Consider the following 26,776-nt stretch of genomic DNA (forward strand, 5'->3'; position numbering starts at 1 on the left):
GGCGTGGTCTCGTTTCTCATGCGGCCGATTCGGTGCGGCTCTGGTGGCCGGTCAACGCGAAGAAGACGTCGTCGAGGTCGGGGGTGTGCACGGTCAGTCGCTCGACGGCGATGTCCAAGTCGGCGAAGCGGTCGAGCAGGCGTTTGACCTCGGCTGCGCTGCCGTCGGAAGGAACCTGGAGGGTCAGCTGCTCCGGATCCACCTGGCCGATCGTGGCCGGCGAGTGCTCGTCGACGGCGCGGGCGGCGGACGCCAGCAGGTGCCGGTCGGCGAAGCGGAGCAGGATGTGGCCGCCGGGGGCGAGGCGTTTGAGTTCCTCGGGCGTGCCTTCGGCGACGATGCGTCCATCGTCGAGCACGGCGATGTGATCCGCGAGCTGGTCGGCCTCCTCGAGGTACTGCGTGGTGAGGAAGATGGTCGCGCCGTCGGCGGCGAGTTCCCTGATAGCGGACCACAAATCGCGGCGGCTGCGCGGGTCGAGGCCGGTGGTCGGTTCGTCGAGGAAGACGATGCGCGGCTCGCCCATCAGGCTCATGGCGAGATCCAGGCGCCTGCGCATGCCGCCGGAGTAGGAGCCGACCGGCCGATCGGCGGCGTCGACCAGGTCGAACCGTTCGAGCAGGGCGGCGGTGCGGCGGCGTGTCTCGGCCGCGCCCAGGTGCAGCAGCTTGCCGGTGAGCCGCAGGTTCTCGGTACCGGTGAGCACGCCGTCGACCGCCGCGTACTGGCCGGTGACGCCGATCAGCCTGCGGATGGCGTCGGGTTCGCCCGCCAGGTCGTGCCCGAAGACGCGGACCTCGCCGCGGTCCGGCTTGCTCAGCGTGGCGAGGATGCGCACCAGGGTGGTCTTGCCAGCCCCGTTCGGCCCGAGCAGCGAGAAGACCGTTCCCGCGGCGACTTTCAGATCGATGTCGGTGAGCACGGTGTGCGCGCCGAAGGACTTGCCGAGCCGGCGCACCGCGAGGGCGGGGAGTGGTTCGGGGGACATGGGATCTCCGATCCGAAAACTGTTTATCGAATAAACGTAGTTTATAGAGTAAACAGTTCTTGGGCGCAAGAGGGATGCCGTGCGATGCGGAGTCCGTCGATAGACCCACGCATGGCCGGAGCGAAGGCGGAGGTACGCCTAGAGTCGAGGCGAGCGAAGGAGGCTGAAGCGCAGATGACGACGTCGGACGACGCGGCGCTACCGAAGTCCGTGGAACTGTTGTGGCGGCTCGATCAGCCGGGTGGGCGCGGTCCGAAGCGTGGGCTGACGCTGGACCAGATCCTGGAGGCCGCGATCGAGGTGGCCGACGCGGAGGGCTACGCGGCGCTGTCGATGAATCGGGTCGCCAAGCAGCTCGGATTCACCGCCATGTCGCTCTACCGGTACGTCGACAGCAAGAACACCCTGGTCGAATTGCTGCTGGATCGAGTGGTGGGCGCCCCGCCGCGCATCCCGCCCGGCACACCGTGGCGGACAGGGCTGGAGTTCTGGGCGCGCAGCGAGTTCGACGTGGTCGGACGGCACCCGTGGTGGCTGGACATCCCGCTCAAGACGCCGCCGATGGGCCCGAACAACATGGCCTGGCTCGAGGCGGGACTCGCCACGCTCGCCGACACCCCGGTGCCCGAGCCCGTGCGGCTGCAATTGGTGATGAACCTGTCGCTCTACGTCATCGGCAGGCGCTGGGCCGCCAGGAACATCGCGGGCGGGACCGACGGTGAGGAGGACTTCACCGCGGCGCTGCACCGAGTGCTCGATCCGCAGCGATTTCCCGCGATAGTGTCCGCCCTCACCCACCGCGCCTTCGAGCAGGACGACATCGACTGGGAGAAAGCCGATTTCGAGTTCGGCCTGGCGCGCATGCTGGACGGCTACGAGACCCTCATCGGCTCCTTCGAGCGATGAGGTCCGCTCATGCCTGCGCCTCGCTGGCGCTCGGCTCCGGCATGCGCGATGCGCGCTGGCACATGATTCGCTCGCTTCGCTCGCTCATGCCTGCGCCTCGCTGGCGCTCGGCTCCGGCATGCGCGATGCGCGCTGGCACATGATTCGCTCGCTCATGCCCGAGCCTCGCCGGCGCTCGGCTCCGGCATGCGCGATGCGCGCCGACACATGATTCGCTCACACCGACAGGTCGCGGCGCAGCTTGGCGACGTGACCGGTGGCGCGCACGTTGTACTGCGCGACCTCGATCTTGCCCTGCTCGTCCACCAGGAAGGTGGAGCGGATGACACCGGTGACGGTCTTGCCGTACATCGTCTTCTCGCCGAAGGCGCCCCACGCGGTGAGCACCGCGCGTTGCGGATCGGACAGCAGCGGGAAGGTCAGCCCTTCCGCGTCGCGGAACTTGGCCAGCTTGGCGGGCTTGTCCGGAGAGACGCCGAGGACGTCGATGCCCGCGTCGTTCAGTTCGGCGAGGTTGTCGCGGAAATCGCAGGCCTGCTTGGTGCAGCCGGGCGTGCTCGCGGCGGGGTAGAAGTAGACGATCACCTTGCGGCCGCGGTAATCGGCGAGCGAGACCTCCTTGCCGTCGGCGTCGGGCAGCGTGAACGCGGGGGCGGTATCGCCGGGGGAGAGTCGTTGGTTGGTCACGTCCTGCACGGTAACCGAACCGCCGTCGAGCGGGCGGATACACTCGTCCGCGAGCCCTGGTGACTCGCGAACGGCCGGTGGGAACGTCGTCCCCGGCCCGGTTCGCGCCCGGCGGCACGCCCATCGACAGGAGGACATACGTGGCGAAGGACACCGAGCGGATCGAGCGGGAGATCGAGGCGGCCCGCACTCGGCTGGCGAGCACTCTCGACGAGATCGCCGTGCGCGCCGACCCGCAGCGGATCGCGGACGACACCAAGAGCCTGGTCGTCGCCAAGCTGAACGAACCCAAGGTCAAGTACAGCTTGATCGGCGCCGGTGCGGTGATCGTCGGCCTGGTGCTGGTGAAGCTCTTCCGCTGAGTTTCCGGCAAACGAAAACACCCGGTGCGGCACTGCCACACCGGGTGTTCTTCGTCTATCGGCGGTATCAGACCGTCGGGCAGGCGAATCCGTCGCCGTCGGGATCCAGGTGCGGGCCGAAGCCCGGCTCGCCGCGGAAGATCGGTGCGCGACCCGCCGCGCGGGCGTCGTCGCAGTTGGCGAAGGCGCCACCGGCCGAGCCGGTCTGCGACACTCCCGCCGAACCGGTCGCGGCGGAACCGGTATCGATGGCGGAGGAGCCGGTTCCGCTGGAACCGGTCGGGGCGGCCAAGGCGGCGGGCGCCGCGAGGATGGTCAGTCCAGCGACGGCGGCGCTGACGGTAAGCCGGCGAACGTTCATGTATTCCTCTGTGTTCTGCGGTGGATGTGGCGCCTTGACGAGCGACGCCGCACCCACTGTTGCGATGGGCCGCCCAGTTGTCAACCGCGCGACACCCGAATTAGGGCCATTAGGGGCTATAGGGCGGCCTGGCTCAGTGTGTCGGAGGGGTGACCGACAGGTGTTCTGCCGGAATGTTGCCCATCCGTCCGGACTGGAAGTCCTCTATGGCCTGAATGATCTCCGCTCGGCTGTTCATAACAAAGGGGCCGTACTGAACAACGGGTTCGCGGATCGGTTGCCCGCCGAGCAGCAGCACTTCGAGATCGCCGGGGCGCTCGTGCTGCTTCGAATCCGCCTCGACGGAAATCGAATCGCCTGTCCCGAACACCGCGAGTTGGCCCGCCTCGATCGGCCTGCGCTCGGCACCGACCGTCCCGCTGCCTGCGAGCACGTACGCCATCGCCGAGAAGTGCTGCGGCCAGGGTGTTTCCACACGGCCGCCCGGGCTGATCGACGCGTGCGCGTAGGCGATCGGCGTGTAAGTCGAACCGGGACCGGCGAATCCGCCGACCTCGCCCGCGATCAGCCGCACCAGTGCGCCGCCGTCGTGCGAACTGACCAGGGTCAGTTCGCTGCCGCGCAGATCCTGATAGCGCGGTGCGGCGAACTTCATGGCGCGCGGCAGGTTCACCCAGAGTTGCACGCCGTGGAACAGCCCGCCGGTGACCACCAGCTCTTCGGGCGGCACCTCGTCGTGCAGGATGCCGGAGCCCGCGGTCATCCACTGGGTGTCGCCCTCGCTGATGACACCGCCGCCGCCGTGGGAGTCGTGGTGGACCATGGTGCCGTCGAGCATGTAGGTGACGGTCTCGAAGCCGCGGTGCGGATGCCAGGGAGCGCCCTTGGCCTCGTGCGGTTCGTAGGTCACCGGGCCCATCTGATCGAGCAGGATGAAGGGGTCGGCGGTCCGCAGGTCGATGCTCGGGAACGGCCGGGTGACCTCGAATCCCGCGCCTTCGCGCTGCTTGTGCGCGGTGACGATCTGCCGGACCGGTCGTTCGCGCATGGTCTCGTCGGGGCGGGGCAGGCGCGGTAGCACCAGGATGTTGTCGGCGGCGATGGCGGGCATGGGGAGCACCTCCTGTGCGGCTGGCCGGTCTCGGCCTGTTGGTGTCCATGTCAACCAAAGGGGGATTAGGATCATTCCCGTGGTGCGATGGCTGAGCGACGACGAGCAGGAGACCTGGCAGGCCTACATCCGGCTGCGCCAGCGGATGGACGCGGCGATCATGGCCGGGCTGGCCCGCGACGGACTCTCGCTCGCCGACTACGAGCTGCTCGTCCCGCTCTCCGCCGCGCCGGACGGACGCCTGCGCGCCAAGGAGCTCGCGGCGGAGGTGTGCTGGGAGAAGAGCAGGCTGTCCAAGCACCTGGCCAGGATGGCGGCGCGGGGGTTGGTCGAGCGGCGTCCATCGGAGGAGGACGCGCGCGGGATCGTCGTCGAGCTGACGGCGGCGGGTCGCACCGCACTCGAGCACGCCGCGCCCAACCACGTGGATCTGGTCCGTCGTGTCTTCATCGATCCGCTGACCGACGCGGAGGCGGGCGCGCTCCGGTCGCTGTCGGACAAGGTCAGCGCCACCGCGCAGCGCGTCACCGATCTTTCGATCTGATCGCTACGACCACGGCGTGATCGGGGGCTTCACCCACAGCAGCTTCTCGTCCACGTGCGCGCGGTGTGCGGCGGGATGGTTCGGGTTGCGAGCGGCCCATGCGTTCTTCTCGTCGAGCAGGCGGGCGACGGCCAGCCAGGTCTCGTCGGTGCTCGGCGGGTTCGACTCGGCGGCGCGGGCCAGTTTGCGGCGGGTCGCCGCGGGCATGTCGAGCAGTTCGGACCCGCTGACATCGCGGTCCCATAAATAAACGGCCAAGCGGCGGGCCTTCTCGGCCCTGCGGCTGACCGACGCGTCGGAGTGCGCGTAATCGGCCACGCGAGCATCCTACGACGAACGCCCCGCACCCGGTCGTGGTGACCGGAGGCGGGGCGTTCGTTCGTGGTGCTGGAGCCGGATCAGTACGCGCTGTTCACGTTGTCCATGCTGCCGTAGCGGTGCGCGGCGTAGTTGCAGGCGGCGACGATGTTGGCCACCGGATCCCAGACGTCGAACGGGGTGCCTTCGACGTGGTAGGCCGCGAAGGTCGGGTCGATGACCTGGAGCAGACCCTTGGACGGGATGCCCATGGCGGCGTTGGAGTCCCACAGGTTGATGGCCTGGGGGTTGCCACTGGACTCGCGGATGATGTTGCGGTGGATGCCCTCGTAGCTGCCGGGGATGTTGTTGGCGTGCATGATGTCGAGGGCCTGGCGGATCCAGCCGTCCAGGTTGTTCTCGTACACCGGCGGGGCCGGGGCGGGCATCGGCGCCGGAGCGGGCGCGGGCGCGGGCTCGGGCATCGGCGCCGGAGCGGGCAGCGGCACGACTTCCGGCACGGGAGCCGGGGCCAGGGCCGGAGCCGGGACGGCCTCGGGCATGGGGGCGGGGACCGGGGCGGGAGCGGCGGCGGGCTGCTCCTCGGCGACCATGGCGACGCGGGCCGGAACGCTGTCATCGGCCACCGACACCGCCGACGAAGCGGCGACGGCCACGATGCCGGCCGCTGCCACGGCGAAGGTCAGGCCCTCGCGGAGGGTGGTGCTGCGGCGCAGGGTGGAAAGGCGGCTGTGAGGCATTTCTGAGTTCCTTGTTAGGGGACAGGGGGGTCCGGCCGCACTCAGGCAGCGCGGATCCGGCGGCGGACGCTCATGGTGTTCGCCGAGAAAGTTCGATGTGCTGTTGTGGATTTGGTTGTGGAGGACACTCCGGTCCTCGGAACGCGACGAGCTGTATGCGGGTACCGGACGGATCGGGCCCGGGCCGCGGCGTCGCGCGGAACTCCACAGCGCGTGGAGCGATATGCGGAAGGTTGGCGATCGGGATCTGTTGCGGCTTCGCACCCGGGGGCCGGAGTGAACCTTGATCGGGTCCGTGCGGCCGTTTTCCGAATGCGTGTAAACAACACCTCGGTCTAACCAAACCTCAGGTCTCTTTGCGACCTGATTGCAGAATGGTCACGGAAGGTGAACGGAAGGTGAACGAGAGCTGAATGATAGAAGCTGTCGATCTTGGAACCGACAGGTCGTCGTTACCTAAACGCGATGTATGCAGGGAGTTTGCTCTTAAACGCGTTGTGCCCGAGGTCACAAAATTGATGTAGTGACGTGGGTCTATTTGCCTGTTCCAGGCCCGATTCAGGCCGATTTCGGGTCCGGGTAACTGCCCAGATCACGGCGTCGTTACCTTCGCGGGACCGCTCGCCGAACAACGTTTGGACACTGTTCGGACAAGAAAAGACCGTGCCCTTGCCCAAACGTAGCTGGGACCTGGCACGGTCTGTACTGTGCGCCATCAGGGACTCGAACCCCGAACCCGCTGATTAAGAGTCAGCTGCTCTGCCAATTGAGCTAATGGCGCCTGCCCCGGTGTTCCGGTGCGGGACAAACATTAACAGGCCGGACCCGAAAGAGTGAAATCGCCTGGTGAGGGGCTGTTTCGCGTGGTCGGCGACAGATGTTAACACCGGGCCCTTCAAACCTGATCTATCCGGTGGAACTCGGCCCGGTCGCGATGGTGTTCGCGTTGGATCGGTCTTCGACGGACTGGCAGAATGGCAGGACGTGGTCTCGACCGATCCCGCCGGCGCGGTGGGTTGAGCTTCTGTAGTCGGTTGGATCCGAAGCCATCGGCGCATGTCTGGACCACGCGCCGGGACTTGAAACGGGGTTGATTATGAGCATTTGTCGAGGTCGGCGGCGTTCGATACGAATACTCAGCGCACCTTTGGTAGCGCTCGCCGTGATCGCACTGGGATCGACAGGATGCTCGTCCTCGTCCGGCACCGCAGACGCCGCCGTCGCCATCGACCGTAACCCGATCACCGAATTGATCAAGCCGAAGCTGCTCGCCCCCGTCAAGGACGGTGACAAAGGTGTATCGCCCGGCATGCCGCTGACCTTCAAGGTCGATGACGGCAAGTTCACCACTGTGACGTTGGTCAATCAGCAGGGTTCTCCGGTCGCCGGCAACCTGGCCGCCGACGGCCGGACCTGGGAGACCGCCGAGGTGCTCGGCTACGGCAAGACCTACCGGCTCACCGCCGACGCGATCGGTCTCGGCGGCGCCAACACCACCACGCTGAGCTTCACCACCAGTTCGCCGAACAACCAGACCAAGCCGTACCTGATCCCGGGGGAGGGTGAAGTCGTCGGCATCGGCCAGCCGGTGGCGATCCAGTTCGACGAGAACATTCCGGACCGCAAGGCGGTCCAGGATGCGATCAAGATCACCGCCAACCCGCCGGTGGAAGGCGCGTTCTACTGGGTGAACAACCGCGAAGTCCGTTGGCGGCCAGAGCATTTCTGGGCGCCGGGCACCAAGGTCGACATCCAGGTGAACGTCTACGGCAAGAACCTCGGCAACGGGCTGTACGGCCAGGACAACATCACCTCGCACTTCGTCGTCGGCGATGCTGTGATCTTCACCGCGGACGACAACACGCACCAGGTGGTCGTCGAGCAGAACGGACAAGTGGTCCGCACCATGCCGACCTCGATGGGCAAGGACAGCACGCCCACCGACAACGGCGTCTACATCGTCGCCGACAGGCACGAGAAGATCATCATGGACTCCTCGACCTACGGTGTCGCGGTGAACTCCTCGGACGGCTACCGCACGCCGGTCGACTTCGCGACCCGAATCTCCTACAGCGGCATCTTCTTCCACTCGGCTCCGTGGTCGGTGGGCGCGCAGGGCTACTCGAACACCAGCCACGGCTGCCTGAATCTGAGCCCCGCGAACGCGCAGTGGGTGTTCAACTTCGCCAAGCGCGGTGACATCACGATCGTGAAGAACACCGTGGGCGGCACGCTGTCCGGTACCGACGGCCTCGGCGACTGGAACATCCCGTGGTCGGAGTGGAAGGCGGGCAACGCGGACGTCGGCTAGCGCGTCGGCGAGTCCGCCATGGCAGCGAAAAGGCCCCCGGTTGAGCGCCGGGGGCCTTTTTCGTGCGTGGGCTAGGGGATGTTGGGCCCGGGGGTGCCCGCGCAGGTGAGGTTGGCGTTCATCGCGCTACCGATGGCCGCGCAGAGCAGCGGGCCGCCGAAGATGATCCGCTCCAGCTGGGAGCCCGAGCCGGTGGTGGTCGCGCCGCCCGACGATCCGGTGCTGGACGAGGATCCGCTGGTGATGCCCGCGGAACCGGAGTCGGCGGGCAGGTCGATCGGAGTCGCCTCGCGCGCCGCCGAGGCGGTGCCTCCGGACCCGCCGAGCAAGGTGGCGCCGACGAGGGCTGCGAGAACGGCGGAACGCTTCACGTAGTGCTTTTCTTTCTCCTCGACCGGGTGATGCCACCGCGGCACACCCTGGTGCCGCAGTTTACGACCGCGCGGGGAGATCCGGGACACATTTGGAACCATCTGTGTTTCAGAACGCATTCCAGTGCTGTGCGCTCCGGTGAGTTGCTCAGGGGCGACGTGCGTTCCGCTTGAAAACGCGAAATGCGCGAGCCCTTAGGACTCGCGCATTTCGCTCGGGGTGAGTGACGGGACTCGAACCCGCGACATCCAGGATCACAACCTGGTGCTCTACCAACTGAACTACACTCACCATCGCCGGTGAAATACCGGCGCGCTAGATACTAGCGTGCCGTACCCGCGATTCCCTAATCGGCTTCCAACATGCCGTTTCGCGGCGCCGCGGCCGCGGGCTTGGCCCCGCCGCTGAGCTGGGCGGCCACCGCGGCGATCTCCGTGGTGGACGGGCCGGGCGGCGTAACGAACGCGGTGCGCCGGTAGTACTCGAGTTCGCGGATGGATTCCTTGATATCGGCGAGGGCGCGGTGGGTGAGGCCCTTCTCCGGCTGGCCGAAGTAGATGCGCGGGTACCAGCGGCGGCACAGCTCCTTGATGGAGCTCACATCGATCATCCGGTAGTGCAGGTGGCTGTCCAGCGCGGGCATGTCGCGGGCGATGAAACCGCGGTCGGTGGCGATCGAATTGCCTGCCAGCGGAACGGTTCCCGCGACGGGAGCGTACGCGCGGATGTAGTCGAGCACTTGCTGCTCGGCCTCGGCGAGGGTGACCGTGGAGCGGCGCACCTCTTCGGTCAGCCCGGAGCGCTCGTGCATGTCGGCGACCACCGGGGGCATGGCGGCCAGCGCCTCGTCATCGGCGTGGATGACGATGTCGACGCCGTCACCGAGAATGTTGAGGTCGCTGTCGGTCACGAGAGCGGCCACCTCGATCAGCTTGTCGCTGTCCAGGCGCAGGCCGGTCATCTCGCAATCCATCCACACCACAAGTTTGTCGGACACTCCGGCAACCTTACTGCCATCGTCGCGCCCAGCCTCCGCGAACAAGCGCGTTCGCCTTCCGCGCGCCGACACCACCGCGCCACGCGCGCCGACACCACCGCGCCACGCACGCCGAAACAACCGTGCCGTGCGTGCCCGGACCGCTGTGCCGTGCGTGCCCAGACCACAGTGCGGTGCGCCGACACAAAAGTGCTGCGCGACCTCGGAACGCCGTCGGCGGGGATACAGTTTCCGCAGAGATCGGTCAGGCGTACCTTCGCCTTCGCTCCGGCCGTGCGCGGGCTCTCGACGGGCGATGTCCTGCTGTGCCCGGTGGGCGCACCTCCGCGCTCCGGCCACGCGGGCTTCCGGCGAGCTACGTCCGGCCGGCCCAGTGGCGTTCCGGTGCGACAGATGGAGGACGTGCGATGACCACTCCCCAGGAGAAGGCAGCAGCGGCGCGCAAGGCCGCCGACGAAGCGGCCCGGGTGGCGGCCGAGGCGGCAGCGGCCGCGGAAGCCGCCGAACGTGAGCTGGCCGAGCAGCAAGAGGCGGCCGCGGGGAAGGCGCCGGATGCCGATGCCCCGAAGCCGGTCGGCGAGACCTCCCCGGACGCCACCCAGAACGCGACCGCGCAGGAGATCGCCGCGGGATACGCCGTCGAGGGCGCTGCTTTGGAACTGGGCGCCGTCGTCGTCGACGGAGCCGTGGATTCCGCTGCGCGAGTACGCATTCCGATGCGTATGATGAATCGGCACGGCTTGGTCGCGGGCGCCACCGGCACCGGAAAGACCAAGACATTGCAAGGCATCGCCGAACAGCTCTCGCGCGCGGGCGTTCCGGTGGTGCTCGCCGACATCAAGGGCGACCTGTCCGGTTTGAGCAGGCCGGGGGAGTCCAACGACAAGATCAGCGCGCGGGCGCGGGAAACCGGCGCGCCGGACTGGGCGCCCAGCGGCTTCCCGACCGAATTCGTCTCGCTCGGCACCGGCGGGATCGGGGTGCCGATCCGGGCCACCATCACCTCGTTCGGTCCGGTGCTGCTGAGCAAGGTGCTCGATCTCAACGAGACGCAGGAATCGACCCTCGGCCTGATCTTCCACTGGGCCGACCAGCAGGGGCTCGCGTTGCTCGACCTGAAGGACCTGCGCGCCGTCATCACCCATCTCACCAGCCCCGATGGCAAGGAGGACCTGAAAGGCATCGGGGGTGTGTCGGCGCAGACGGCGGGCGTCATCCTGCGCGCGCTGGTCAACCTCGAGGCCGACGGCGGCGACACCTTCTTCGGCGAACCGGAGCTCGATCCGGCCGACCTGCTCCGGCTCGCGGGCGGGCAGGGCGTGATCACGCTGTTCGAGCTCGGCGCGCAGGCGGCCCGGCCGGTGATGTTCTCCACCTTCCTGATGTGGGTGCTCGCCGATCTGTTCCAGACGCTGCCCGAGGTCGGCGATGTCGACAAGCCCAGGCTGGTGTTCATCTTCGACGAGGCGCACCTGCTGTTCGACAACGCTTCGAAGGCGTTCCTCGACCAGGTCGAGCAGACGGTCAAACTGATCCGTTCCAAGGGCGTCGGGGTGTTCTTCTGCACCCAATTGCCCACCGACATACCGAATCCCGTGCTGTCCCAGCTGGGCGCGCGCATCCAGCACGCGCTGCGCGCCTTCACCCCCGACGACCAGAAAGCGCTGTCCAAGACCGTCCGCACCTATCCGAAGACCTCGGTCTACGACCTGGAGAAGGCGTTGACCTCGCTCGGCACCGGCGAGGCCGTGGTGACGGTGCTCTCCGAGCAGGGCGCGCCGACCCCGGTGGCGTGGACCAGAATTCAGCCCCCGCGTTCGCTGATGGACACCATCGGCGCCGATGCCATCAAGTCCGGGGCCCTGTCCAGCGCGCTCGCCACGAAGTACGGCCGGACCATCGACCGCGAATCGGCCTACGAACTGCTGACCGCCAAGCTGGCCGCGGCCCAACCGGAGCAACCGGAAGCCGCCCCCGCGCCCGGCCGGTCTCCGCGCCAAGACGAGGAGTCGGCCGCGGAACGCATCATGAAAAACCCTGCGGTGAAAAGCTTCCTGCGCTCGGCCGCGACCGCGGCGGGCCGCGAGATCAGCCGCAGCCTCTTCGGCACCCGCCGTCGCCGCTGAGCCCACTCGAACAGCGGCGCGTTTCCAGCTGCCGAGGCCATCGCGCGGTGCCGCGGTCCTCGTGCGGTGTGGGCAGTCGCCGGTCGGTGGGCGTTGCCGTCAGACGCCCACCTCGCGGGCCATGAGATCTTCGACCGTTTCGCGGCGGACGAGGGTCCTGGCGCGGCCGTCGCGGACGGCGACCACGGGTGGACGGCCGATGCTGTTGTAGGTGTTGGCCAGGCTGTGGTGGTAGGCGCCGGTGCACGGGACCGCGAGGATCTCGCCGGGGCGTAGGTCGGCGGGGAGCCGGACGTCCACGGCGAGGACGTCGCCCGCCTCGCAGTGGCGGCCCGCGATGGTCGCGGCCATGTGCGGCCCGCACGGGTGGCGGTTGGCGAGCACCACGCCGTAGCGGGCGCCGTACAGCGCGACCCGCGGGTTGTCGCTCATGCCGCCGTCGACGGTGACGTAGGTGTGCCCGCCCTCGATGTGCTTGACCGAAAGCACCCGGTAGAGCGTCACGCCGGCGCGCGCCACGATCGCGCGACCGGGTTCCAGCGCGAGCCGGGGCCGCGGGAAGTGATGCCGGGCGCAGCCCGCGTCGAGGGCGTCCTCGAGGATCTCGCCCAGTTCGTGCAGGTTCATCTCGGCGTCGCCGCCGCGATAGGCGACGGCATGCCCGCCGCCTAGGTCGAGCTCGGTGAGGATGCGTCCGTGATCGTGGCGCACCCGCGCCATTTCGCCGATCATCCTGCGGATCGCCTCGCCGTAGTGGTCGGGGTTGTAGATCTGCGAGCCGAGGTGGCAGTGGAAGCCGACCAGCTCCAGGTTCGATCTGCGCAGAATGCGCTCGACCGCCTCGTCGGCCAGTTCGCTGCCCAGCGGGAAGCCGAACTTCTGGTCGGTGACGCCGGTCTTCACCGCGGGATGCCCGTGCACATCGATGCCGGGCGACAGGCGCACCAGCACCCGCTGGCGCGTCGTGGCGAGTGCGGAGAGCAGGGTGATCTCGGTGAGCGAGTCGACCACGATCCGGCCGACGCCGCAGCGCACCGCGGTGCGCAGTTCGTCCGAGGATTTACCGTTGCCGTGCAGGATGATTCGCTCCGGATCCACCCCGGCGGACAGCGCGATGGCCAGCTCGCCCGCCGAGCACACGTCCACCGAGAGGCCCTCCTGGGTCACCCACTCGGCGACCGCGCGGATCATCAGCGCCTTGCCCGCGTAGATGATCTCCGCCTCGGGGAACGCCCGCCGGTACGCGCGGCAACGCGACCTGACCTCCTGTTCGTCCAGCACGTATGTGGCCGTCCCGTATTGGTCGGCGATGTCGGCCAGTGCCACACCGCCGACCGTGATCCGGCCCTCGCTGTCGTAGTGCGTGTCCCGTGGCCACACCGCCGAATCAAGCCGCGAAGGCATCCCCGACCGCAGCGACGGGAAGATTTCGAGCAGCGTCACAGTGTTCTCCTGGGGTGCGCCCCCGCTTTCTCCTCACTGCGGGGCCGATGCCAGGACTACCCCTCCCCGCACCCTCCGGACGCGCCCCTTACACCTCCTTGACGCCCACCCCACCGTTCCTGACGGCCCCCTGACACTCGCGTCAACCCAGCTCACACACACTCTTGGTACGCCTCACACAGCCAGCAGTGCTGTGCGGCGTCAGAACACTCTGTGATGTACCGAGGCCGCCAGGCGTTGGTGCTCCCGGGTCGATGACGTGCGGGTCCGGTGATTCATGGCCGCACAGAAGCTTCGTACGCCTCGCACAGGTGGTGCGCTTGTGAGGCGTCGGCACGGTGTGTGGGGCGGGTCAGCCGCCGAGTTTCCGGTAGAAGGCGCCTGCGATGGGGGCGGTGAGGGCGCGGGGGCCGTATTGGCCCGCGACGCTCATGCCCTTGGAGATGAGGCCGGGGACGACGCGCATCTTGTTGCGGGCGAGGGCGTCGATGGAGACCTTCGCGGTGTACTCCGAGGAGACCCACATGAAGTCCGGCACCATGCGGTCCACGATCGAGGCCTCGGACGGGTCGGGCAGTTCGGTGCGGACCGGGCCGGGTGCCAGCAGCGTGACGTGTACGCCCGAATCCTTCAGCTCCCCGCGCAGCGATTCGCAGAAAGTGTTGGCGAACGCCTTGCTGGCGGCGTAGGTCGCGTTGTTCGGGATCGGCATGTTACCCGCGGCCGAGCCGCTGATCAGGATGCCGCCCGCGCCGCGCGCGATCATGCCCGGCAGCACCGCCAGGGTGAGATCGTGCACGGTGACGGCGTTGAGCTCCATCTGGGCGCGCTCGTATGCCATGTCCAGTTCCGCGACCGGCCCGAACGTCGCGATTCCCGCGTTGTTGCACAGGATCGAGATGTTGCGCGCCGACAACTCCTCGACCAGCGGGCCTCGCTGCGCGCGGTCGGACAGGTCGACAGCGCGCACCTCGGCGGTGATGCCGTGCGCCAGGGTGAGGCGCTGCGCGAGCTCGTCGAGCAGGTCGCCGCGGCGGGCGACCAGGATCAGCGAATAGCCGCGTCCGGCCAGTTCGGCGGCCAGCGCGGCGCCGATGCCGGAGGAGGCTCCGGTGACGACGGCACGGTTCTCGGAGGTGGGGGAGGGCAGGCTCACCTGAGCGATGCTAGCGAGGGGCTCAGAGGCGGGCGGCCAGCCGGGTGCCCTGATCGATCGCGCGCTTGGCGTCGAGTTCGGCGGCCAGCTCAGCGCCGCCGATCAGGTGCGGGGTGATGCCCGCCGCCCGCAGCGGCTCGGCCAGCTCGCGCACCGACTCCTGACCCGCGCAGACCACCACGTTGTCCACCGGAATCAATTGCGGGCGTTCGCGTTTCTCGCCGAAGCTGATGTGCAGGCCGCTGTCGTCGATGCGCTCGTAGTTGACACCGCCGATCTGCTCGACACCCTTGGCCTTCAGCGCGGCGCGGTGCACCCAGCCTGAGGTCTTGCCGAGGTCCTTGCCGAACGACGACGTCTTGCGTTGCAGCAGAACGACATCGCGGGCCGCGGGGGAGGGCCTGGGGGTGGTGAGCTGGCCCGGCGCCTGCTCGTCGTCGGCGTCGACGCCCCACTCCTCTTTCCACTCGTCCAGTTTGAGCGCGGGATGGCCCTCTACGGTGAGGAACTCGCTCACGTCGTAGCCGATGCCGCCCGCGCCGATCACCGCGACGCGCTTGCCCACCGGCTTCTCCTCGCGCACCAGTTCGGCGTAGGAGAGCACCATCGGGTGGTCGATGCCGGGGATGTTGGGAATGCGTGGCCGCACGCCGGTGGCCAGCACCACCTCGTCGTAGCGGCCCGCGATGAGCTCGTCGGCGGTGACGCGCTTGTTCAGGTGCAGATTCACCCGGCGCAGCTCGATCATCCGGCGGTAGTACCGGATGGATTCGTCGAATTCCTCCTTGCCAGGAATCCGGCGAGCGATGTCGAACTGGCCGCCGATCTTGTCGTCGGACTCGAAAAGGTCTACGCGGTGGCCGCGTTCGGCGAGGCTCACCGCCGCGGAGAGCCCGGCCGGGCCCGCGCCGACGACCGCGATGCGCTTGGCGCGCCGCGTCGGCAGCAGCTTCAGCTCGGTCTCGTGGCCCGCGCGCGGGTTGAGCAGGCAGGACACCGTCTTGTGCTGGAACGCGTGGTCGAGGCAGGCCTGGTTGCAGGCGATGCAGGTGTTGATCTCGTCGACGCGGTTCTGCTCGGCCTTGTTCACCCATTCCGGATCGGTGAGGAACGGGCGCGCCAGCGAAACCAGTTGCGCGTCACCGCGGGTCAGGATCTCCTCGGCGATCTCCGGCATGTTGATGCGGTTGGAGGCGCAGACCGGGATACCGACCTGCTCGGTGATCTTCGCGGTGAACTCGACGAACGCCGCCCTGGGGACCGAGGTGACGATGGTCGGCACCCGCGCCTCGTGCCAGCCGATATCGGTGTTGATGATCGTGGCGCCCGCCTGCTCCAATTCCTTGGCGAGCGCGACGATCTCGTCGAAGGTCTGGCCCTTCTCCACCAGCTCGGCCATGGACAGCCGGAACACGATGATGAAGTTCGGCCCGACCGCGGCGCGGACCCGGCGCACGATCTCGAGCGGCAGCCTGCGCCGGTTCTCGGCCGAGCCACCCCACTTGTCGGTGCGCTTGTTGGTGCGCGGCGCGAGGAACTGGTTGATGAAATAGCCCTCACCGCCCATGATCTCGCAGCCGTCGTACCCGGCGAACTGGGCCAGCTTCGCGCAGCGCGCGTAGTCCGAGATGGTCTGTTCGATGCCGCGGGCGGAGAGGGCACGGGGCCGGAAAGGGTTGATGGGCGCCTTGATCGAGGACGCGGAGACGCTGGCAGGCCAGTAGGAGTACCGGCCCGCGTGCAGGATCTGGAGGGCGATCTTGCCGCCCTCGTCGTGCACCGCCTTGGTGATCCTGCGGTGCCGGTAGGCCTCGGTCCTGTTGGTCAACTTGGCGCCGAAAGGCAGCAGCCAGCCGGTGCGGTTGGGCGCGTAGCCGCCGGTGATGATCAGCCCGACACCGCCGCGGGCGCGCTCGGCGAAGTAGGCGGCCAGCTTGTTGGTGTCCCAGGCGCGGTCTTCCAGGCCGGTGTGCATCGACCCCATGACCACGCGGTTGCGCAGGGTGGTGAAGCCGAGGTCCAGCGGCTCGAAAAGGTGGGGGAAGGAGCTCATTGCCGAGTCTCGCCTTTCTCCATCAGGCCGGATGCGGGGCTGACGCATCCGGTCGCAGTGCTTGCAGTACTTCGTCGCACCATTCGACGAACCCGGACTCGACGCGGATGCCGCCGCGCAGGACCAGGTACTGGTGCAGCGCCGTGCCGGAGAGCTGATCCGGCGCGGCGAAGTCCTTCTTCTCGATGAGCCGGTAGACCTCGAGCCGCTGGGCGTGCTGGTCGCGGTGCCGGACGACCTCCGCGCACAGCGCGTCCAGGTCGCCGTAGGCCGCGCCGCGGATCTTGACCCCGAGTTCGCTGCGGGGCAGGTCGGTGTTGGAGGGCTCGGCGATCCAGCGGGCCAGCTCGGCGCGGCCCGCCTCGTTCACCGAGTAGACCTTCTTGTCCGGCTTGCCCTCTTGCGCCACCGATTCGCCGTCCAGCCAACCGGATTCCTCCATGCGCTTGAGCACGCGGTAGATCTGCTGGTGGGTCGCGCTCCAGAAGAAGCCGATGGACTTGTCGAACCGGCGCGCCAGCTCGTAGCCCGAACCGGCCCGCTCGGTCAGCGATACCAGCAACGCGTGCTCGAGAGCCATGCGGTCACGGTACTCGGTACAGCCGGTACTATGCAACTGGGTGCATAGGACGCGTCGCCTTCGATCGGCACGCGTCGGCTTTCGCCGGACTTCGTCCGGCCGGTCGGGTTACGCTGCGCGCATGACCGAGGTGGACGCGCGCGGCACGATCGGGGACGCCGCCGGGCGCGGGCAGATAGCGGCATGGGGGTTGTGGGATTGGGGCTCCTCGGCGTTCCACGCCGTGATCCTCACGTTCGTGTTCTCGGTGTATCTCACCGATACGGTGGGCGACGATCTGCCCGGCGGCATCTCGGCCAGCGCCTGGCTCGGCTGGTCGCTCGGGATCGCCGGACTGGTCGTCGCGCTCACGGCGCCGATCAGCGGGCAGTGGTTCGACGCGGCCGCGAAACGTAAACGCTCCCTTGGCGTGTTGAGCGCACTGACCGTCCTTGCCATGGCCGGGATGTTCTTCGTGCACGACGACTACCACGATCTGTGGCTCGGGCTGACGCTACTCGCCTTCGGCTCGGCCGCCTTCGAACTGGCCAACGTGCCGTACAACGCGATGCTGCGCCAGGTCTCCACGCCGGAGACGGTCGGCCGGGTCTCCGGATTCGGCTGGGCGATGGGCTATTTCGGCGGCATCTTCCTGCTGCTGATCTGCTACTTCGGCTTCATCTCCGGGAAGGGGGACAACCGGGGACTGTTCGGCATACCGACCGACGACGGGCTCAACATCCGGCTCGTCGCCGTGCTCGCCGCGGTGTGGTTCGCCGGATTCGCGCTGCCGGTGCTGTTCGCGGTGCCGGAACTGCCGCGCACCGCCGCCGATCCCGGCGCGGCGAGCGCGGGGTTCTTCGGTTCCTATCGGGTGCTGTGGCGAGATCTGCGCGAGCTGTGGGAGACGGACCGGCACACCGTCTGGTTCCTGTTGGCCAGCGCGATCTTCCGGGACGGACTGGCAGGTGTGTTCACCTTCGGTGCGGTGCTCGCGGTGCGCGTCTACGGCATCGATGATTCCGATGTGCTGCTGTTCGGCGTCGCCGCGAATGTGGTCGCCGCGCTCGGGGCGATCGTCGCGGGCCGATTCGACGACAGGGTGGGGCCGAAGGCGGTGATCGTGGCGTCGCTGGCCGCCATGCTGGTCTGCGGGCTGGCGCTGCTCGTGGTGTCGGGCCCACTCATGTTCTGGGTGTTCGGACTGCTGCTGACGATTTTCGTCGGGCCCGCCCAGGCCTCGGCCCGGTCGTTCCTCGTCAGGGTGGCCCCGCCGGGGCGGGAAGGACAGCTGTTCGGCCTCTACACCACGACCGGCCGGGCCGTATCCTTCCTCGCCCCCTCGCTTTTCGGCTTGTTCGTCTGGGTGTTCGATGCCGACCGCGCCGGGATGGTCGGACTGGCCGTCGTCCTCGCCGCGGGGTTGGCGGTGCTGCTCCCGGTGCGCGCGCCCGAGGCGCGCTAGTTGATCCGGCCTTCCATGCCGCTGTAGATCTCGGTGGCCTCGGCGAAGCCGCCGCCGATCAGATCCGCCAGTGCCAGCGCCTCGTCGCACTTGCGCAGCGACAGGCGCGTCCGGTCGTCGCCGCCGGACAGCGCCTCGGCGTTGGCGGCGAGCCAGTCGCGCGTCGCGGACGCGTCACCCGGGCCGACGAATCCGCCCACCGAGTAGTTCGCGGTGATGGTGTCCTCGGTGCGCCAGGCGATCTCGGGGAACAGGGTCGGCACGTCGCCGAGCAGCGGACCGTTGCCGCCGAAGCCGGTGGGCCAGCCGATTCCGGCTTCCTCGGCCAGCGCGGTCGGCCAGACGACGCCGCGGTCCATCCAGCCGGGCAGCAGTCGCGCGGTGAATTCGACCAGGCAGAACTGGAGGTTGTTGCGCAAGAGGTCGGCGGCGTCGTGTGTTTCGGCGCTGTGCGGGTCGTCGACCGTCGGCTGTCCGGAGCGCAGCGCGAGGGCGGCCTGGCGCAGCAGGCGAATCTTCCACGCGATGTCGATGGCCAGATCGTCGGCGCCGGGCAGCGTGCCGCTCATGTCGGGTTCGGTGCGGGCGGCCAGCGCGGGATCGAGCAGGCCGAGCTGGGCGCGCGCCAGCTCGTCCACCGTGCCGACGGTGCAATCCCGGTACCGCACAGCGGTTTCCGCGACCTCGGCGGGCGTCTCGGCCGTGATCAGGTACGGCCTGCCCCACACGTAGAGCGAGTCGTCGAACTCGTCGTCGGCGACCTTCAGCGCGCCGAGCGCCCACGCCTTGGCCCGGAAACGCACGCGGGCCTGCTCGACCGCGGTGGCGATCAGGTCGTCCAGATCGCCGTCGCCGCCTAGCCCGGCCAGGTACGGCAGGATCCGCTCCTCGACGAGTCGCATATCCAAGGCGTGAAAGCTGGTGTCGTAACCCATGTTCGGCACCCTACTGGCGCGACCGGGCGAAGTCCCTCGTCGGCTCGCGCACGACCGCGGCGAATGCGGAAGTCCGCCCCGTGGGAATCGGACGGTCGCCGCTCACCGATCCTTGGGCGGCCACCAGTTGTCCATGCCGAGGGCGATCAGGCGGATCTTCTGGACCGTGTGGTCGATGATGGTCCGCTGATCGCGCTCGGTGGCCGCGACGTAGGCGGCGATCCCGTCGGCGACGGTGCCGACCAGCAGGTCGGCGGCGATCTCCAGATCGCGCGGGCTCCAGTCGTCCAGCGCGCGGACCCGGGACAGATCGGCGACCAGCTCGCGCACGATCAGCTGGAGTTCCAGCGCGATGGCCTTGCGCAACGCCGCCGAGCCGCCGTGGCGCTCGCGGGTGAGGAAGCCGAACAGCGCGCGTTTGGCCGCCACCTGATCGAAGACGAACCGCACCGTGTCGGCCACGCTGGCCTCGGGGTTGCGCCTCACCTCGCGCAGCGCCAGCCGCAGCGCGGTCACGCCCTGGTCGACGAGGGTGGCGCCGAGGTCGTCGAGCGAGGCGAAATGGCGGTAGAAGGCGGTCGGCACGATCCCGGCCGAGCGCGCGATCTCACGCAGGCTCAGCGCGGCGAAACCACGGTCGGCGGCGAGTTCGAGGGTGCCGTCGACCAAGGCCTGCCGCGTGCGCTCCTTGCGCTCGATTCGGGTCGCTGCCTGCTCGCTCATCACGGTGAGCATACATCCGTTCACCATTCACTCATCCAGTAGGTGTTGTTCGTGTCACACGAATTGCCGGTTGACACTGGGCCCTGCCTATCCGTCACACTGGATGAGTGTACAGGCGTGCACTGAAATTTGACCGAGTGACAGTCGGCACGCCACAGCCCTGATCGACCGACAAGCAGAGGCACGGAGAACCGAATGGTGGATCTCATCGACCTGGTGCAGACCCTGACCACGCCCCATCCGCTCGACCGGTACCTGGAACTCGTGCGCCCCACGCTGACCGTCCGGCAGATGCGGGCCGAGATCACCCACGTTCGCCGCTCGGTGCCCGGCTCGGTGACGCTCACGCTGCGCCCGACCCGGCATTGGCGCGGCCACGCCGCGGGCCAGTACGTCCAGATCGGCGTGGTGATCGACGGCGTACGGCACACCAGGTGCTATTCGCCGGTGAATCCGGAGCGCAGACGCGACCGGCACATTCAGCTCACCGTCAAGGCGCATCCGGGCGGCCTGGTCTCGCAGTACCTGCACGACAAGGCCGTGCCGGGCATGGTGGTGGACCTGAGTCCCGCGGCCGGTGTCTTCCGGTTGCCCGAGGTCCGTCCCGACCGGGTGCTGCTGATCAGCGGCGGCAGCGGCATCACGCCGGTGCTGTCGATGATGCGAACCCTCGCCGACGAGGGTTATCCCGGCGAGCTGACCTTCCTGCACTACGCCCGTTCACCGGAGGCGGTGCCGCACCGGGCCGAGCTGGAAACCATAGCGGAGCGGAACCCGCATTTCCGCATCGAGATGCGCTATCCGGAACAGGGCGGCGGCCCGTTCGACTACGACGAGCTCGAGCGCGTCGCGCCGTGGTTCGCCGACGCGCAGACCTACGTGTGCGGCCCGCCGCCGCTGATGGATGCGGTGCGCAAGGTATACGAGGCCGAGGAACTGGCCGACCGGCTGCACTCCGAGGAGTTCACGCTCTCGGTCGTCCCCGTCGACGCGGACGAGGCGTACGGCGCGACCACCTTCTCGGCCAGCGGGGTGAGCGCCGAGAACACCGGAGCCAGCCTGCTGGAACAGGCCGAGGCCGCGGGCCTGACCCCGGAGTACGGCTGCCGCATGGGTATCTGCTTCTCCTGCACCGCCGTTCGCCGCTCCGGCTGCACCCGCAACCTGCGCACCGGCGAGACCGACGGCGATCCCGATCAGCCCATCCAGCTGTGCGTCAGCGCCGCGGTGGGTGACGTCGACATCGAAATCTAGCCAGACGAAGGGGACCGACGATGACCATATTGACCGAAACCGAGAACGGACCGCTGATCCTGACGCCGGATCAGGTCGAGGAACTCGGCAAGGCGCTCGACGAACTGCGCGACCGCGTCGTCGCCGATCTCGGCGACCGCGACCGTGCATACATCTACTCGATCATCAAGGCACAGCGCGGTTTCGAGATCGCCGGCCGCGGACTGATGTACCTGGGCTTCCTGCCACCGGTGTGGCTGGCCGCGGTGGCGGCGCTGAGCGTGTCGAAGATCCTGGACAACATGGAGATCGGCCACAACGTCATGCACGGCCAGTACGACTGGATGCGTGAGCCCGGCCTGAATTCCCGTGAGTTCGAGTGGGATACGGTCTGCCCGGCGGACCAGTGGAAGCACTCGCACAACTACATGCACCACACCTACACCAACATCCACGGCATGGACCGCGACATCGGTTACGGCATCCTGCGCATCGACGAGGGCCAGAAATGGAACCCTTACTACCTGGGCAACCCGCTGTGGGCGTTCCTGCTGATGGTGTTCTTCGAGTGGGGTGTGATGCTGCACGACGCCGAGGCCGAGAACATCATTCAGGGCAAGCGCAAGTGGTCCGACCTCAAGCCGCTGGTCAAGGGCTGGTGGCGCAAGGCGGGCAAGCAGGCGCTGAAGGACTACGTGGCGTTCCCCGCGCTGACCGGTCCGCTGTTCCTCAGCACGCTGGCTGGGAACGCCGCCGCCAACCTGGTGCGCAACGTCTGGGCCTACTCGATCATCTTCTGCGGCCACTTCCCTTCCGGCGTACAGACGTTCACCGAGGAGGAGACCGCCGAGGAGACCCGCGGCGAGTGGTACGTCCGGCAGATGCTGGGTTCGGCGAACATCTCCGGCGGCAAGCTGTTCCACATCATGAGCGGTAACCTGTCGCATCAGATCGAACACCACCTGTTCCCCGACATCCCCGCCAACCGTTATCCGGAGATCGCGCCGGAAGTGCGGGCGCTGTGCGAGAAGTATGGATTGCCGTACCACACCGGGCCGTTGAGCAAGCAGATCGGCGATGTGTGGCTGAAGATTCTCGAGCTCGCGCTGCCGCCGCGCTTCACGAAGAACCCGTCATCTCCCGGTGTTATCGTGATGCGTCAGCGGAAGGCGACCGAAGTGGGCGTGTGAATGATCGGGAAATTCGAAAGCAACAAGGATTTGATTCAGGAATTGACGGCCTCCGGTGCCAAGCATGTCGGAAATATTGCGACGATCATCACCGGAACCGTCCAGGAGGTCACTCGGGAGATCGGTGAGTGGATCACCGACGCGATCGAGATGAACGAGGCGGCAGCGGCGGCTCGCAAGGATGCCGCCGCCCATCGGGAGACGCTGCCGGACGAGGTCCCCGACGAGACCCAGCCCGAGCCGCCTGCCGCGGGCTCCGCCTTCGTCGAGGCCGAGGTCGTCGAGACCGACCTCGACGACCGTCGCTGATCACCACACCGGCAGCCTGCGCCGGTGCTCGGTGACATCGGTGATCAGGTCCTGATAGCCATCGGCCAGCTCGGCGAGCCGCGTCCACAGCAGGTGGGCTTCCCCGTCCACCTGCGGTGGCTGCGTCGCCGGGCCGGTCTTGCCCAAAGCTAGTTGCGCCGCAGTCCATTTCGCCGCCATACGGTCGATGACGGCGCCGAGCGTCTCGGTGTGCAGCGAGGCGCCGGAGCGGTGCGCGACGTTGGTCGCCACCCAGTCGTTGATGCGGCCGACCAGCTCGGCGCGGCGCTCGTCGATGTCGTCCACCAGCTGACTGCACGCCGCGACCCTGCCGTTGGTGACGTCCGGTGCGTGCGCCGCGGCGAGCGCCCGATGCCTGCGCTCATGGCATTCGACCAGCTCGCGTGCCGCGGCGAGGACTCGGTGTTTCTTTCGATTCGGGTCGTCGGGTTCGCGAAACGCGCGTAACAGCGCCGATCGCGGTGGCAGCTCGCCGGCTCCGATACGGTTCCCGGCGTATTCGGTAGGCATGATGCACGCCCCTGCTTGTAACGATCCGATCGTGGATACGCCAGGGCCGAGGGGGATTTCGGGGAGGGGCACCCCTCGGCTCCGGCGCAGCCCCGAGCCCGAGACGCCCCCCACACAGTCCACCAGCACGGCAAAGTAACCGGGAAATCCGCGACGATGCGATGAGGAAGACGGCCCGACGAATCGGGACACTTTCAGGAAAGCGCGATAGTCGAATCGGCGCAACAGTATGGTGTAAAAATCCATGCGCCAGTTGGAAATCGTTACCGTCCGTTACGGTGCGGTCACCCGAAATCCACCTTTGCCCAAAGTGAACTGATCCATTGGCGCATCTCCAGTTATCGTTGCGGCGCGGCGGCTGCGCGCCCCGGTGCGATGGACTAGCCTCGATGTTCGTGCCCGCCTATGTGTCATCGCCGGAGCTCACATTCGGCTTCATGTTCGCGCTGGAAGATCCCGAGCGAATTGCTGAAGTCGTGCGCAACCTCATCGTCCGCAAGACGGTCTCGGTGTTCCGGCTCGCACGGCTGTCCGACGACGACGGTCCACCGGAGCGCTACGTGGTGAACTGGGCCGTGATCCCGCAGATCTCCATCACCACCAGCGCGCCCGATCCCGAGGAGCTGCGGATCAACCGGATCATGCTGGTCAACGCGTTCCTCGGCGAAGAAGGCGAGGTCAGCCTGTACTCCGCCCAGGGGGAGGCGCCCAGCTGAGGGCGGACCTCCACTTCCCGGGGGAGCCGAAACCGCTACGTCGTGGCCGCGAGAGTCGCCGGGGTCGGCGCGTTCAGCCGGCCGGAGCGGGCGAGTCCGTACAGTCCCGCGGCGGAGGCCGCGCCGATGGCGATCAGCGCGGCCCAGGCCAGCGAGCTCAGTCCCGCCGAGCGGGCCGCGTCCAGAACCGTGCCGGTGCCCAGATTGCCCAGCAGGATGCCGGTGCCGACGACGGTGTTGTACAGGCCGTAGTGCGTGGCGACCAGGCGGTCGCCGCAGAGCGCGACGACGGTGTCCATCTCGAACGGAAAGACCGCCGCCGCACCGACACCCAGCACCGCGGCCGTGAGCAGCAGCGCGCCCACCGCGGCGGGGACGCCCAGTGCGACGCCGGGGACCAGCAGCAGCGGGACGAACGCCGCCGCCAGGATCGCCATGCCGAACACCAGGCTGCGCGAGCGGCCCCAGCGGGCGGAGAACCAGCGGGTGATGCGCAGTTGCCCCGCGATGGCGATCACGCCCGAGACCACGAACACCGCCGTCATGAGGGCAGTGGCCGACCCGTTGCCGACGATGCGGGCGGCCTGCATGGGCAGCGCGAGGTACACCTGGAACGAGAGCACGTAGCAGCCGATCATCGCCGCGGAGAACAGCAGGAAGGGGCGGTTGGCCAGCACCACTCGCCAATCGTCCAGCACCGAGGCGGTTTTCGGTTCGGCCCGGTGCTGCGGCAGCGCGCGCAGCTGGGCGATGGTGAGCAGGCCGAACACCGCGGCCGCGCCCGCGGCGGTGGCGCGGAAATCGAAGGCCATCAACGCCAGTCCGAGGATCGGGCCGAACAGGATGCCCGCCTGATAGAAGATGTTGAACACCGCGAACGCCTCGACCCGTCGCTCGCCGGAGTCGACGGCGAGGTACGCGCGCACCGCCGGATTGAACAGCGCTCCCGCGAAACCGGTTGCGGCCGAGGCGATCAGTAGCGCGGGCAGCGTGTCGGCGAAGGCGAGCAGCGCGAAACCGCCGGTGCGCAGCAGACATCCGGCCACGATCAGCGGTTTGTACCCCAGCCGGTCGGCCAGGGTGCCGCCGACCAGGAACATGCCCTGCTGGGAGAAGTTCCTGATGCCGAGCACCAGCCCGATCGCCCACGCGGCGAGTCCGAGCGGGCCCGCCATATAACCGGCCAGGTAAGGCATGAGCATGAAGAAACCGGTGTTGATGGCGAATTGGTTGACCATCAGCATCCGGCTCGGCCTGCCGAAACCGCGATAGGTCGCGTAGACATCCCTCATCGCGCGGCCCCCGGCGCGGTGGTGTCGGGCCGACGGGCGGCCACCGGGTTGTCGCTGGGCACGGTGAGCTCCTGGAGGTGTGAATCGGATCGGTGCTGGGTGGGATCAGGTGCGTGCTGCTTCGGATCGAGGACAGTCGTGCACCGGGTCCACGAGTCGACCACCTCGGCGTAGGGGTGTCCGATCGTGGCGGGGTCGGTCGGCGGTTCGATGCCGAGCAGACCGTGCTCCCGGCAATACGCGTCGTTGTAGACGGTGTCGAAGTAGCGCAGCGGTCCATCCGGGAAGACGGCGGCGATGCGCGCGTCCGGCTCGCCGGTGCGGGCCAGCCACCCGGCGACCAGCGCGACGGCGCCGACGCTCCACCCGCCGCTGGCGTGATGGGTGGCGGCCAGCGCGCGGCAGGCCCACACCGCCTCGGCGGGCGCGACCCAGTGGACCTCGTCGAACGCCGGATAGTCGACGTTGTCGGGGTGGATGCTCGAACCGAGTCCGCGCATCAGCCGCGGTCCGGCGGGCTGGCCGAAGATGGTGGACGCGACGGTGTCCACGCCGACCAGCCGCAGGTGCGGGAAGTAGCGGCGCAGCGCGCGTGCGACGCCCGAGGAGTGGCCGCCGGTGCCGACCGAGCAGACCAGCACGTCGACGCGGCCGAGTTGCGCGACGAGTTCCATGGCCAGCGATTCGTACGCGGCGCGGTTGTCGGGGTTGCGGTACTGGTCGGGGCACCAGGCGCGCGCATCGGCGGCGAGCAGTTCGGCGACGCGATCGCGGCGTGCCTGCTGCCAGCCGCCGACGGGGTGCGGTTCGGTCACCGTCTCCACTCGCGCGCCGTAGGCCGCCAGCATGTGGTGCATGATCGGCTCCAAGCCCGGATCGGTGACCACCGTGACCGGGTGGCGGTGCACCATCCCGGCCAGGGCGAGGCCGAGGCCGAGGGTGCCGCTGGTGGACTCGACGATCGGCGCGCCCGGTGTCAGCTCGCCGCGGGCGGCGGCGCGTTCGACCATGTGCAGCGCGGGCCGGTCCTTCATGCCGCCCGGGTTGGCGCCTTCCAATTTGGCCCAGAATCCGCGACCCGTCGGCGCGAGCGGTTCGGTGATCCAGAGGACGGGGGTGTTGCCGACCATGGTGGCCGGGCGCGGGCAGCGGCCCGCGGTGGTGAGCAGACTCGCAGGGCTGGGCAGTGGTTCCGAATTCGCTTCGAGCAGAGCGGGATTCAACACGGCATCGTTCCGCAGTGCAGCAGTCATGAGGAATCATCGATTCTGTGCGGTCGCTGTGGCAGCGAGGGTGTGGTGCGGGAACGCACGAACACCGGCCGGGCCCCGGCAGGCCACGACCTGAC

General features: G+C 68.2%; 27 protein-coding genes and 2 tRNA genes. 10 read left to right on the forward strand and 19 right to left on the reverse strand.

The features are described 5' to 3' along the window. Positions 1–16 precede the first annotated feature (16 nt). Positions 17–988, reverse strand: coding sequence for an ATP-binding cassette domain-containing protein (locus tag AC3EO7_RS19440; RefSeq protein ID WP_435591986.1), 972 nt, complete (start codon positions 986–988; stop codon positions 17–19). A gap of 174 nt (positions 989–1,162) precedes the next feature. On the opposite strand from AC3EO7_RS19440, the gene AC3EO7_RS19445 reads away from it, so the two are divergent. Beyond that, entirely contained in the window at positions 1,163–1,894 is a 732-nt protein-coding gene (locus tag AC3EO7_RS19445; RefSeq protein WP_431962506.1) for a TetR/AcrR family transcriptional regulator, read from the forward strand. 216 nt (positions 1,895–2,110) lie between these two features. On the opposite strand, the gene bcp is transcribed toward AC3EO7_RS19445, so the two are convergent. Continuing rightward, positions 2,111–2,581, reverse strand: a complete 471-nt coding sequence (bcp, locus tag AC3EO7_RS19450; protein ID WP_435591987.1) for a thioredoxin-dependent thiol peroxidase — start codon at positions 2,579–2,581, stop codon at positions 2,111–2,113. Between the two features lie 140 nt (positions 2,582–2,721). Between bcp and AC3EO7_RS19455 the strand changes: the two genes are divergently transcribed. Further along, positions 2,722–2,943 (forward strand): DUF3618 domain-containing protein, encoded by a 222-nt coding sequence (locus AC3EO7_RS19455; protein WP_357403066.1) that lies wholly within the window; start codon positions 2,722–2,724, stop codon positions 2,941–2,943. Between the two features lie 67 nt (positions 2,944–3,010). Here AC3EO7_RS19455 and AC3EO7_RS19460 read toward each other — a convergent pair whose 3' ends face one another. Next, positions 3,011–3,304, reverse strand: coding sequence for an excalibur calcium-binding domain-containing protein (locus AC3EO7_RS19460; protein WP_357403068.1), 294 nt, complete (start codon positions 3,302–3,304; stop codon positions 3,011–3,013). A 133-nt stretch (positions 3,305–3,437) separates the two neighbouring features. Next, positions 3,438–4,415 carry a pirin family protein gene (locus AC3EO7_RS19465; protein ID WP_435591988.1) on the reverse strand — a complete coding sequence of 326 codons (978 nt, stop codon included), beginning with the start codon at positions 4,413–4,415 and terminating at the stop codon, positions 3,438–3,440. 79 nt (positions 4,416–4,494) lie between these two features. On the opposite strand from AC3EO7_RS19465, the gene AC3EO7_RS19470 reads away from it, so the two are divergent. Further along, complete coding sequence (locus AC3EO7_RS19470; RefSeq protein ID WP_431962513.1) at positions 4,495–4,959, forward strand: MarR family winged helix-turn-helix transcriptional regulator; 465 nt, start codon at positions 4,495–4,497, stop codon at positions 4,957–4,959. A gap of 3 nt (positions 4,960–4,962) precedes the next feature. On the opposite strand, the gene AC3EO7_RS19475 is transcribed toward AC3EO7_RS19470, so the two are convergent. The 3 genes from AC3EO7_RS19475 to AC3EO7_RS19485 form a co-directional block, all read right to left on the reverse strand. Then, the gene (locus AC3EO7_RS19475; protein ID WP_431962515.1) at positions 4,963–5,277 is read right to left on the reverse strand and encodes a hypothetical protein; all 315 of its coding nucleotides are present in this window, start codon (positions 5,275–5,277) and stop codon (positions 4,963–4,965) included. Between the two features lie 80 nt (positions 5,278–5,357). Further along, complete coding sequence (locus AC3EO7_RS19480) at positions 5,358–6,017, reverse strand: transglycosylase SLT domain-containing protein (RefSeq protein WP_431962517.1); 660 nt, start codon at positions 6,015–6,017, stop codon at positions 5,358–5,360. Positions 6,018–6,725: 708 nt separating this feature from the next. Further along, a tRNA-Lys gene (locus AC3EO7_RS19485) sits at positions 6,726–6,798 on the reverse strand. Between the two features lie 315 nt (positions 6,799–7,113). Here AC3EO7_RS19485 and AC3EO7_RS19490 point away from each other — a divergent pair. Further along, positions 7,114–8,328 carry a L,D-transpeptidase gene (locus tag AC3EO7_RS19490; protein ID WP_431962519.1) on the forward strand — a complete coding sequence of 405 codons (1,215 nt, stop codon included), beginning with the start codon at positions 7,114–7,116 and terminating at the stop codon, positions 8,326–8,328. Between the two features lie 71 nt (positions 8,329–8,399). Here the strand turns inward: AC3EO7_RS19490 and AC3EO7_RS19495 are convergent, their stop codons facing one another. The 3 genes from AC3EO7_RS19495 to orn all read right to left on the reverse strand — a co-directional run bounded on the left by AC3EO7_RS19495 (position 8,400) and on the right by orn (position 9,697). Beyond that, entirely contained in the window at positions 8,400–8,789 is a 390-nt protein-coding gene (locus tag AC3EO7_RS19495; protein WP_431962521.1) for a hypothetical protein, read from the reverse strand. 129 nt (positions 8,790–8,918) lie between these two features. Next, positions 8,919–8,991, reverse strand: a tRNA-His gene (locus tag AC3EO7_RS19500). Positions 8,992–9,046: 55 nt separating this feature from the next. Then, positions 9,047–9,697 (reverse strand): oligoribonuclease, encoded by a 651-nt coding sequence (orn, locus tag AC3EO7_RS19505; RefSeq protein WP_431962523.1) that lies wholly within the window; start codon positions 9,695–9,697, stop codon positions 9,047–9,049. A 407-nt stretch (positions 9,698–10,104) separates the two neighbouring features. Here orn and AC3EO7_RS19510 point away from each other — a divergent pair, with 407 nt between their 5' ends. After that, positions 10,105–11,823 carry a helicase HerA-like domain-containing protein gene (locus AC3EO7_RS19510; RefSeq protein WP_435591989.1) on the forward strand — a complete coding sequence of 573 codons (1,719 nt, stop codon included), beginning with the start codon at positions 10,105–10,107 and terminating at the stop codon, positions 11,821–11,823. Between the two features lie 99 nt (positions 11,824–11,922). Here the strand turns inward: AC3EO7_RS19510 and lysA are convergent, their stop codons facing one another. The 4 genes from lysA to AC3EO7_RS19530 form a co-directional block, all read right to left on the reverse strand. Then, complete coding sequence (gene lysA / locus AC3EO7_RS19515; RefSeq protein ID WP_435591990.1) at positions 11,923–13,266, reverse strand: diaminopimelate decarboxylase; 1,344 nt, start codon at positions 13,264–13,266, stop codon at positions 11,923–11,925. Between the two features lie 352 nt (positions 13,267–13,618). Beyond that, the gene (cmrA, locus tag AC3EO7_RS19520; RefSeq protein WP_435591991.1) at positions 13,619–14,422 is read right to left on the reverse strand and encodes a mycolate reductase; all 804 of its coding nucleotides are present in this window, start codon (positions 14,420–14,422) and stop codon (positions 13,619–13,621) included. Positions 14,423–14,444: 22 nt separating this feature from the next. Further along, on the reverse strand, positions 14,445–16,475 hold the full coding sequence (locus tag AC3EO7_RS19525) for an FAD-dependent oxidoreductase (RefSeq protein WP_435591992.1): 2,031 nt from the start codon (positions 16,473–16,475) through the stop codon (positions 14,445–14,447). A 22-nt stretch (positions 16,476–16,497) separates the two neighbouring features. Next, positions 16,498–17,055, reverse strand: coding sequence for a PadR family transcriptional regulator (locus AC3EO7_RS19530; protein ID WP_431962533.1), 558 nt, complete (start codon positions 17,053–17,055; stop codon positions 16,498–16,500). A 121-nt stretch (positions 17,056–17,176) separates the two neighbouring features. Between AC3EO7_RS19530 and AC3EO7_RS19535 the strand changes: the two genes are divergently transcribed. After that, positions 17,177–18,499, forward strand: coding sequence for an MFS transporter (locus AC3EO7_RS19535; RefSeq protein ID WP_431962535.1), 1,323 nt, complete (start codon positions 17,177–17,179; stop codon positions 18,497–18,499). On the opposite strand, the gene AC3EO7_RS19540 is transcribed toward AC3EO7_RS19535, so the two are convergent. Together AC3EO7_RS19540 and AC3EO7_RS19545 are read right to left on the reverse strand one after the other, a co-directional pair. After that, positions 18,496–19,434, reverse strand: coding sequence for a hypothetical protein (locus AC3EO7_RS19540; RefSeq protein ID WP_431962537.1), 939 nt, complete (start codon positions 19,432–19,434; stop codon positions 18,496–18,498). The genes AC3EO7_RS19535 and AC3EO7_RS19540 overlap by 4 nt on opposite strands. 102 nt (positions 19,435–19,536) lie before the next feature. After that, on the reverse strand, positions 19,537–20,157 hold the full coding sequence (locus tag AC3EO7_RS19545; RefSeq protein WP_435591993.1) for a TetR family transcriptional regulator: 621 nt from the start codon (positions 20,155–20,157) through the stop codon (positions 19,537–19,539). A 195-nt stretch (positions 20,158–20,352) separates the two neighbouring features. Between AC3EO7_RS19545 and AC3EO7_RS19550 the strand changes: the two genes are divergently transcribed. The 3 genes from AC3EO7_RS19550 to AC3EO7_RS19560 are packed head-to-tail and all read left to right on the forward strand — an operon-like array spanning position 20,353 to position 22,889. Beyond that, positions 20,353–21,411, forward strand: coding sequence for a ferredoxin reductase (locus AC3EO7_RS19550; RefSeq protein WP_435591994.1), 1,059 nt, complete (start codon positions 20,353–20,355; stop codon positions 21,409–21,411). A 20-nt stretch (positions 21,412–21,431) separates the two neighbouring features. Further along, on the forward strand, positions 21,432–22,580 hold the full coding sequence (locus AC3EO7_RS19555) for a fatty acid desaturase family protein (protein WP_435591995.1): 1,149 nt from the start codon (positions 21,432–21,434) through the stop codon (positions 22,578–22,580). After that, positions 22,581–22,889 carry a hypothetical protein gene (locus AC3EO7_RS19560; protein ID WP_435591996.1) on the forward strand — a complete coding sequence of 103 codons (309 nt, stop codon included), beginning with the start codon at positions 22,581–22,583 and terminating at the stop codon, positions 22,887–22,889. It abuts the gene before it with no gap. Here AC3EO7_RS19560 and AC3EO7_RS19565 read toward each other — a convergent pair whose 3' ends face one another. After that, positions 22,890–23,420, reverse strand: a complete 531-nt coding sequence (locus AC3EO7_RS19565) for a DUF4254 domain-containing protein (RefSeq protein ID WP_431962547.1) — start codon at positions 23,418–23,420, stop codon at positions 22,890–22,892. A 437-nt stretch (positions 23,421–23,857) separates the two neighbouring features. Between AC3EO7_RS19565 and AC3EO7_RS19570 the strand changes: the two genes are divergently transcribed. After that, positions 23,858–24,136 carry a hypothetical protein gene (locus AC3EO7_RS19570; RefSeq protein WP_431962549.1) on the forward strand — a complete coding sequence of 93 codons (279 nt, stop codon included), beginning with the start codon at positions 23,858–23,860 and terminating at the stop codon, positions 24,134–24,136. Between the two features lie 35 nt (positions 24,137–24,171). Here the strand turns inward: AC3EO7_RS19570 and AC3EO7_RS19575 are convergent, their stop codons facing one another. Further along, positions 24,172–25,428 carry an MFS transporter gene (locus tag AC3EO7_RS19575; protein WP_435591997.1) on the reverse strand — a complete coding sequence of 419 codons (1,257 nt, stop codon included), beginning with the start codon at positions 25,426–25,428 and terminating at the stop codon, positions 24,172–24,174. Further along, a complete protein-coding gene (locus tag AC3EO7_RS19580) occupies positions 25,425–26,681 on the reverse strand; it encodes a PLP-dependent cysteine synthase family protein (RefSeq protein ID WP_435591998.1) in 1,257 nt (418 codons plus the stop codon). The genes AC3EO7_RS19575 and AC3EO7_RS19580 overlap by 4 nt, the downstream gene beginning before the upstream one ends. Positions 26,682–26,776 lie beyond the last annotated feature (95 nt).

Source organism: Nocardia sp. bgisy118, assembly GCF_057708605.1.

Bases quoted from the DNA above. Each gene is read 5' to 3' on its own strand.
- AC3EO7_RS19555 (WP_435591995.1), top strand. From the start codon at position 21,432: ATGACCATATTGACCGAAACCGAGAACGGACCGCTGATCCTGACGCCG.
- AC3EO7_RS19540 (WP_431962537.1), bottom strand. From the start codon at position 19,434: ATGGGTTACGACACCAGCTTTCACGCCTTGGATATGCGACTCGTCGAG.
- AC3EO7_RS19480 (WP_431962517.1), bottom strand. From the start codon at position 6,017: ATGCCTCACAGCCGCCTTTCCACCCTGCGCCGCAGCACCACCCTCCGC.
- AC3EO7_RS19560 (WP_435591996.1), top strand. From the start codon at position 22,581: ATGATCGGGAAATTCGAAAGCAACAAGGATTTGATTCAGGAATTGACG.
- AC3EO7_RS19535 (WP_431962535.1), top strand. From the start codon at position 17,177: ATGACCGAGGTGGACGCGCGCGGCACGATCGGGGACGCCGCCGGGCGC.
- AC3EO7_RS19580 (WP_435591998.1), bottom strand. From the start codon at position 26,681: ATGACTGCTGCACTGCGGAACGATGCCGTGTTGAATCCCGCTCTGCTC.
- AC3EO7_RS19510 (WP_435591989.1), top strand. From the start codon at position 10,105: ATGACCACTCCCCAGGAGAAGGCAGCAGCGGCGCGCAAGGCCGCCGAC.
- AC3EO7_RS19490 (WP_431962519.1), top strand. From the start codon at position 7,114: ATGAGCATTTGTCGAGGTCGGCGGCGTTCGATACGAATACTCAGCGCA.
- AC3EO7_RS19565 (WP_431962547.1), bottom strand. From the start codon at position 23,420: ATGCCTACCGAATACGCCGGGAACCGTATCGGAGCCGGCGAGCTGCCA.
- AC3EO7_RS19440 (WP_435591986.1), bottom strand. From the start codon at position 988: ATGTCCCCCGAACCACTCCCCGCCCTCGCGGTGCGCCGGCTCGGCAAG.
- AC3EO7_RS19445 (WP_431962506.1), top strand. From the start codon at position 1,163: ATGACGACGTCGGACGACGCGGCGCTACCGAAGTCCGTGGAACTGTTG.
- AC3EO7_RS19465 (WP_435591988.1), bottom strand. From the start codon at position 4,415: ATGCCCGCCATCGCCGCCGACAACATCCTGGTGCTACCGCGCCTGCCC.
- AC3EO7_RS19460 (WP_357403068.1), bottom strand. From the start codon at position 3,304: ATGAACGTTCGCCGGCTTACCGTCAGCGCCGCCGTCGCTGGACTGACC.
- AC3EO7_RS19530 (WP_431962533.1), bottom strand. From the start codon at position 17,055: ATGGCTCTCGAGCACGCGTTGCTGGTATCGCTGACCGAGCGGGCCGGT.
- AC3EO7_RS19550 (WP_435591994.1), top strand. From the start codon at position 20,353: ATGGTGGATCTCATCGACCTGGTGCAGACCCTGACCACGCCCCATCCG.
- AC3EO7_RS19525 (WP_435591992.1), bottom strand. From the start codon at position 16,475: ATGAGCTCCTTCCCCCACCTTTTCGAGCCGCTGGACCTCGGCTTCACC.
- AC3EO7_RS19545 (WP_435591993.1), bottom strand. From the start codon at position 20,157: ATGAGCGAGCAGGCAGCGACCCGAATCGAGCGCAAGGAGCGCACGCGG.
- AC3EO7_RS19575 (WP_435591997.1), bottom strand. From the start codon at position 25,428: ATGAGGGATGTCTACGCGACCTATCGCGGTTTCGGCAGGCCGAGCCGG.
- AC3EO7_RS19570 (WP_431962549.1), top strand. From the start codon at position 23,858: ATGTTCGCGCTGGAAGATCCCGAGCGAATTGCTGAAGTCGTGCGCAAC.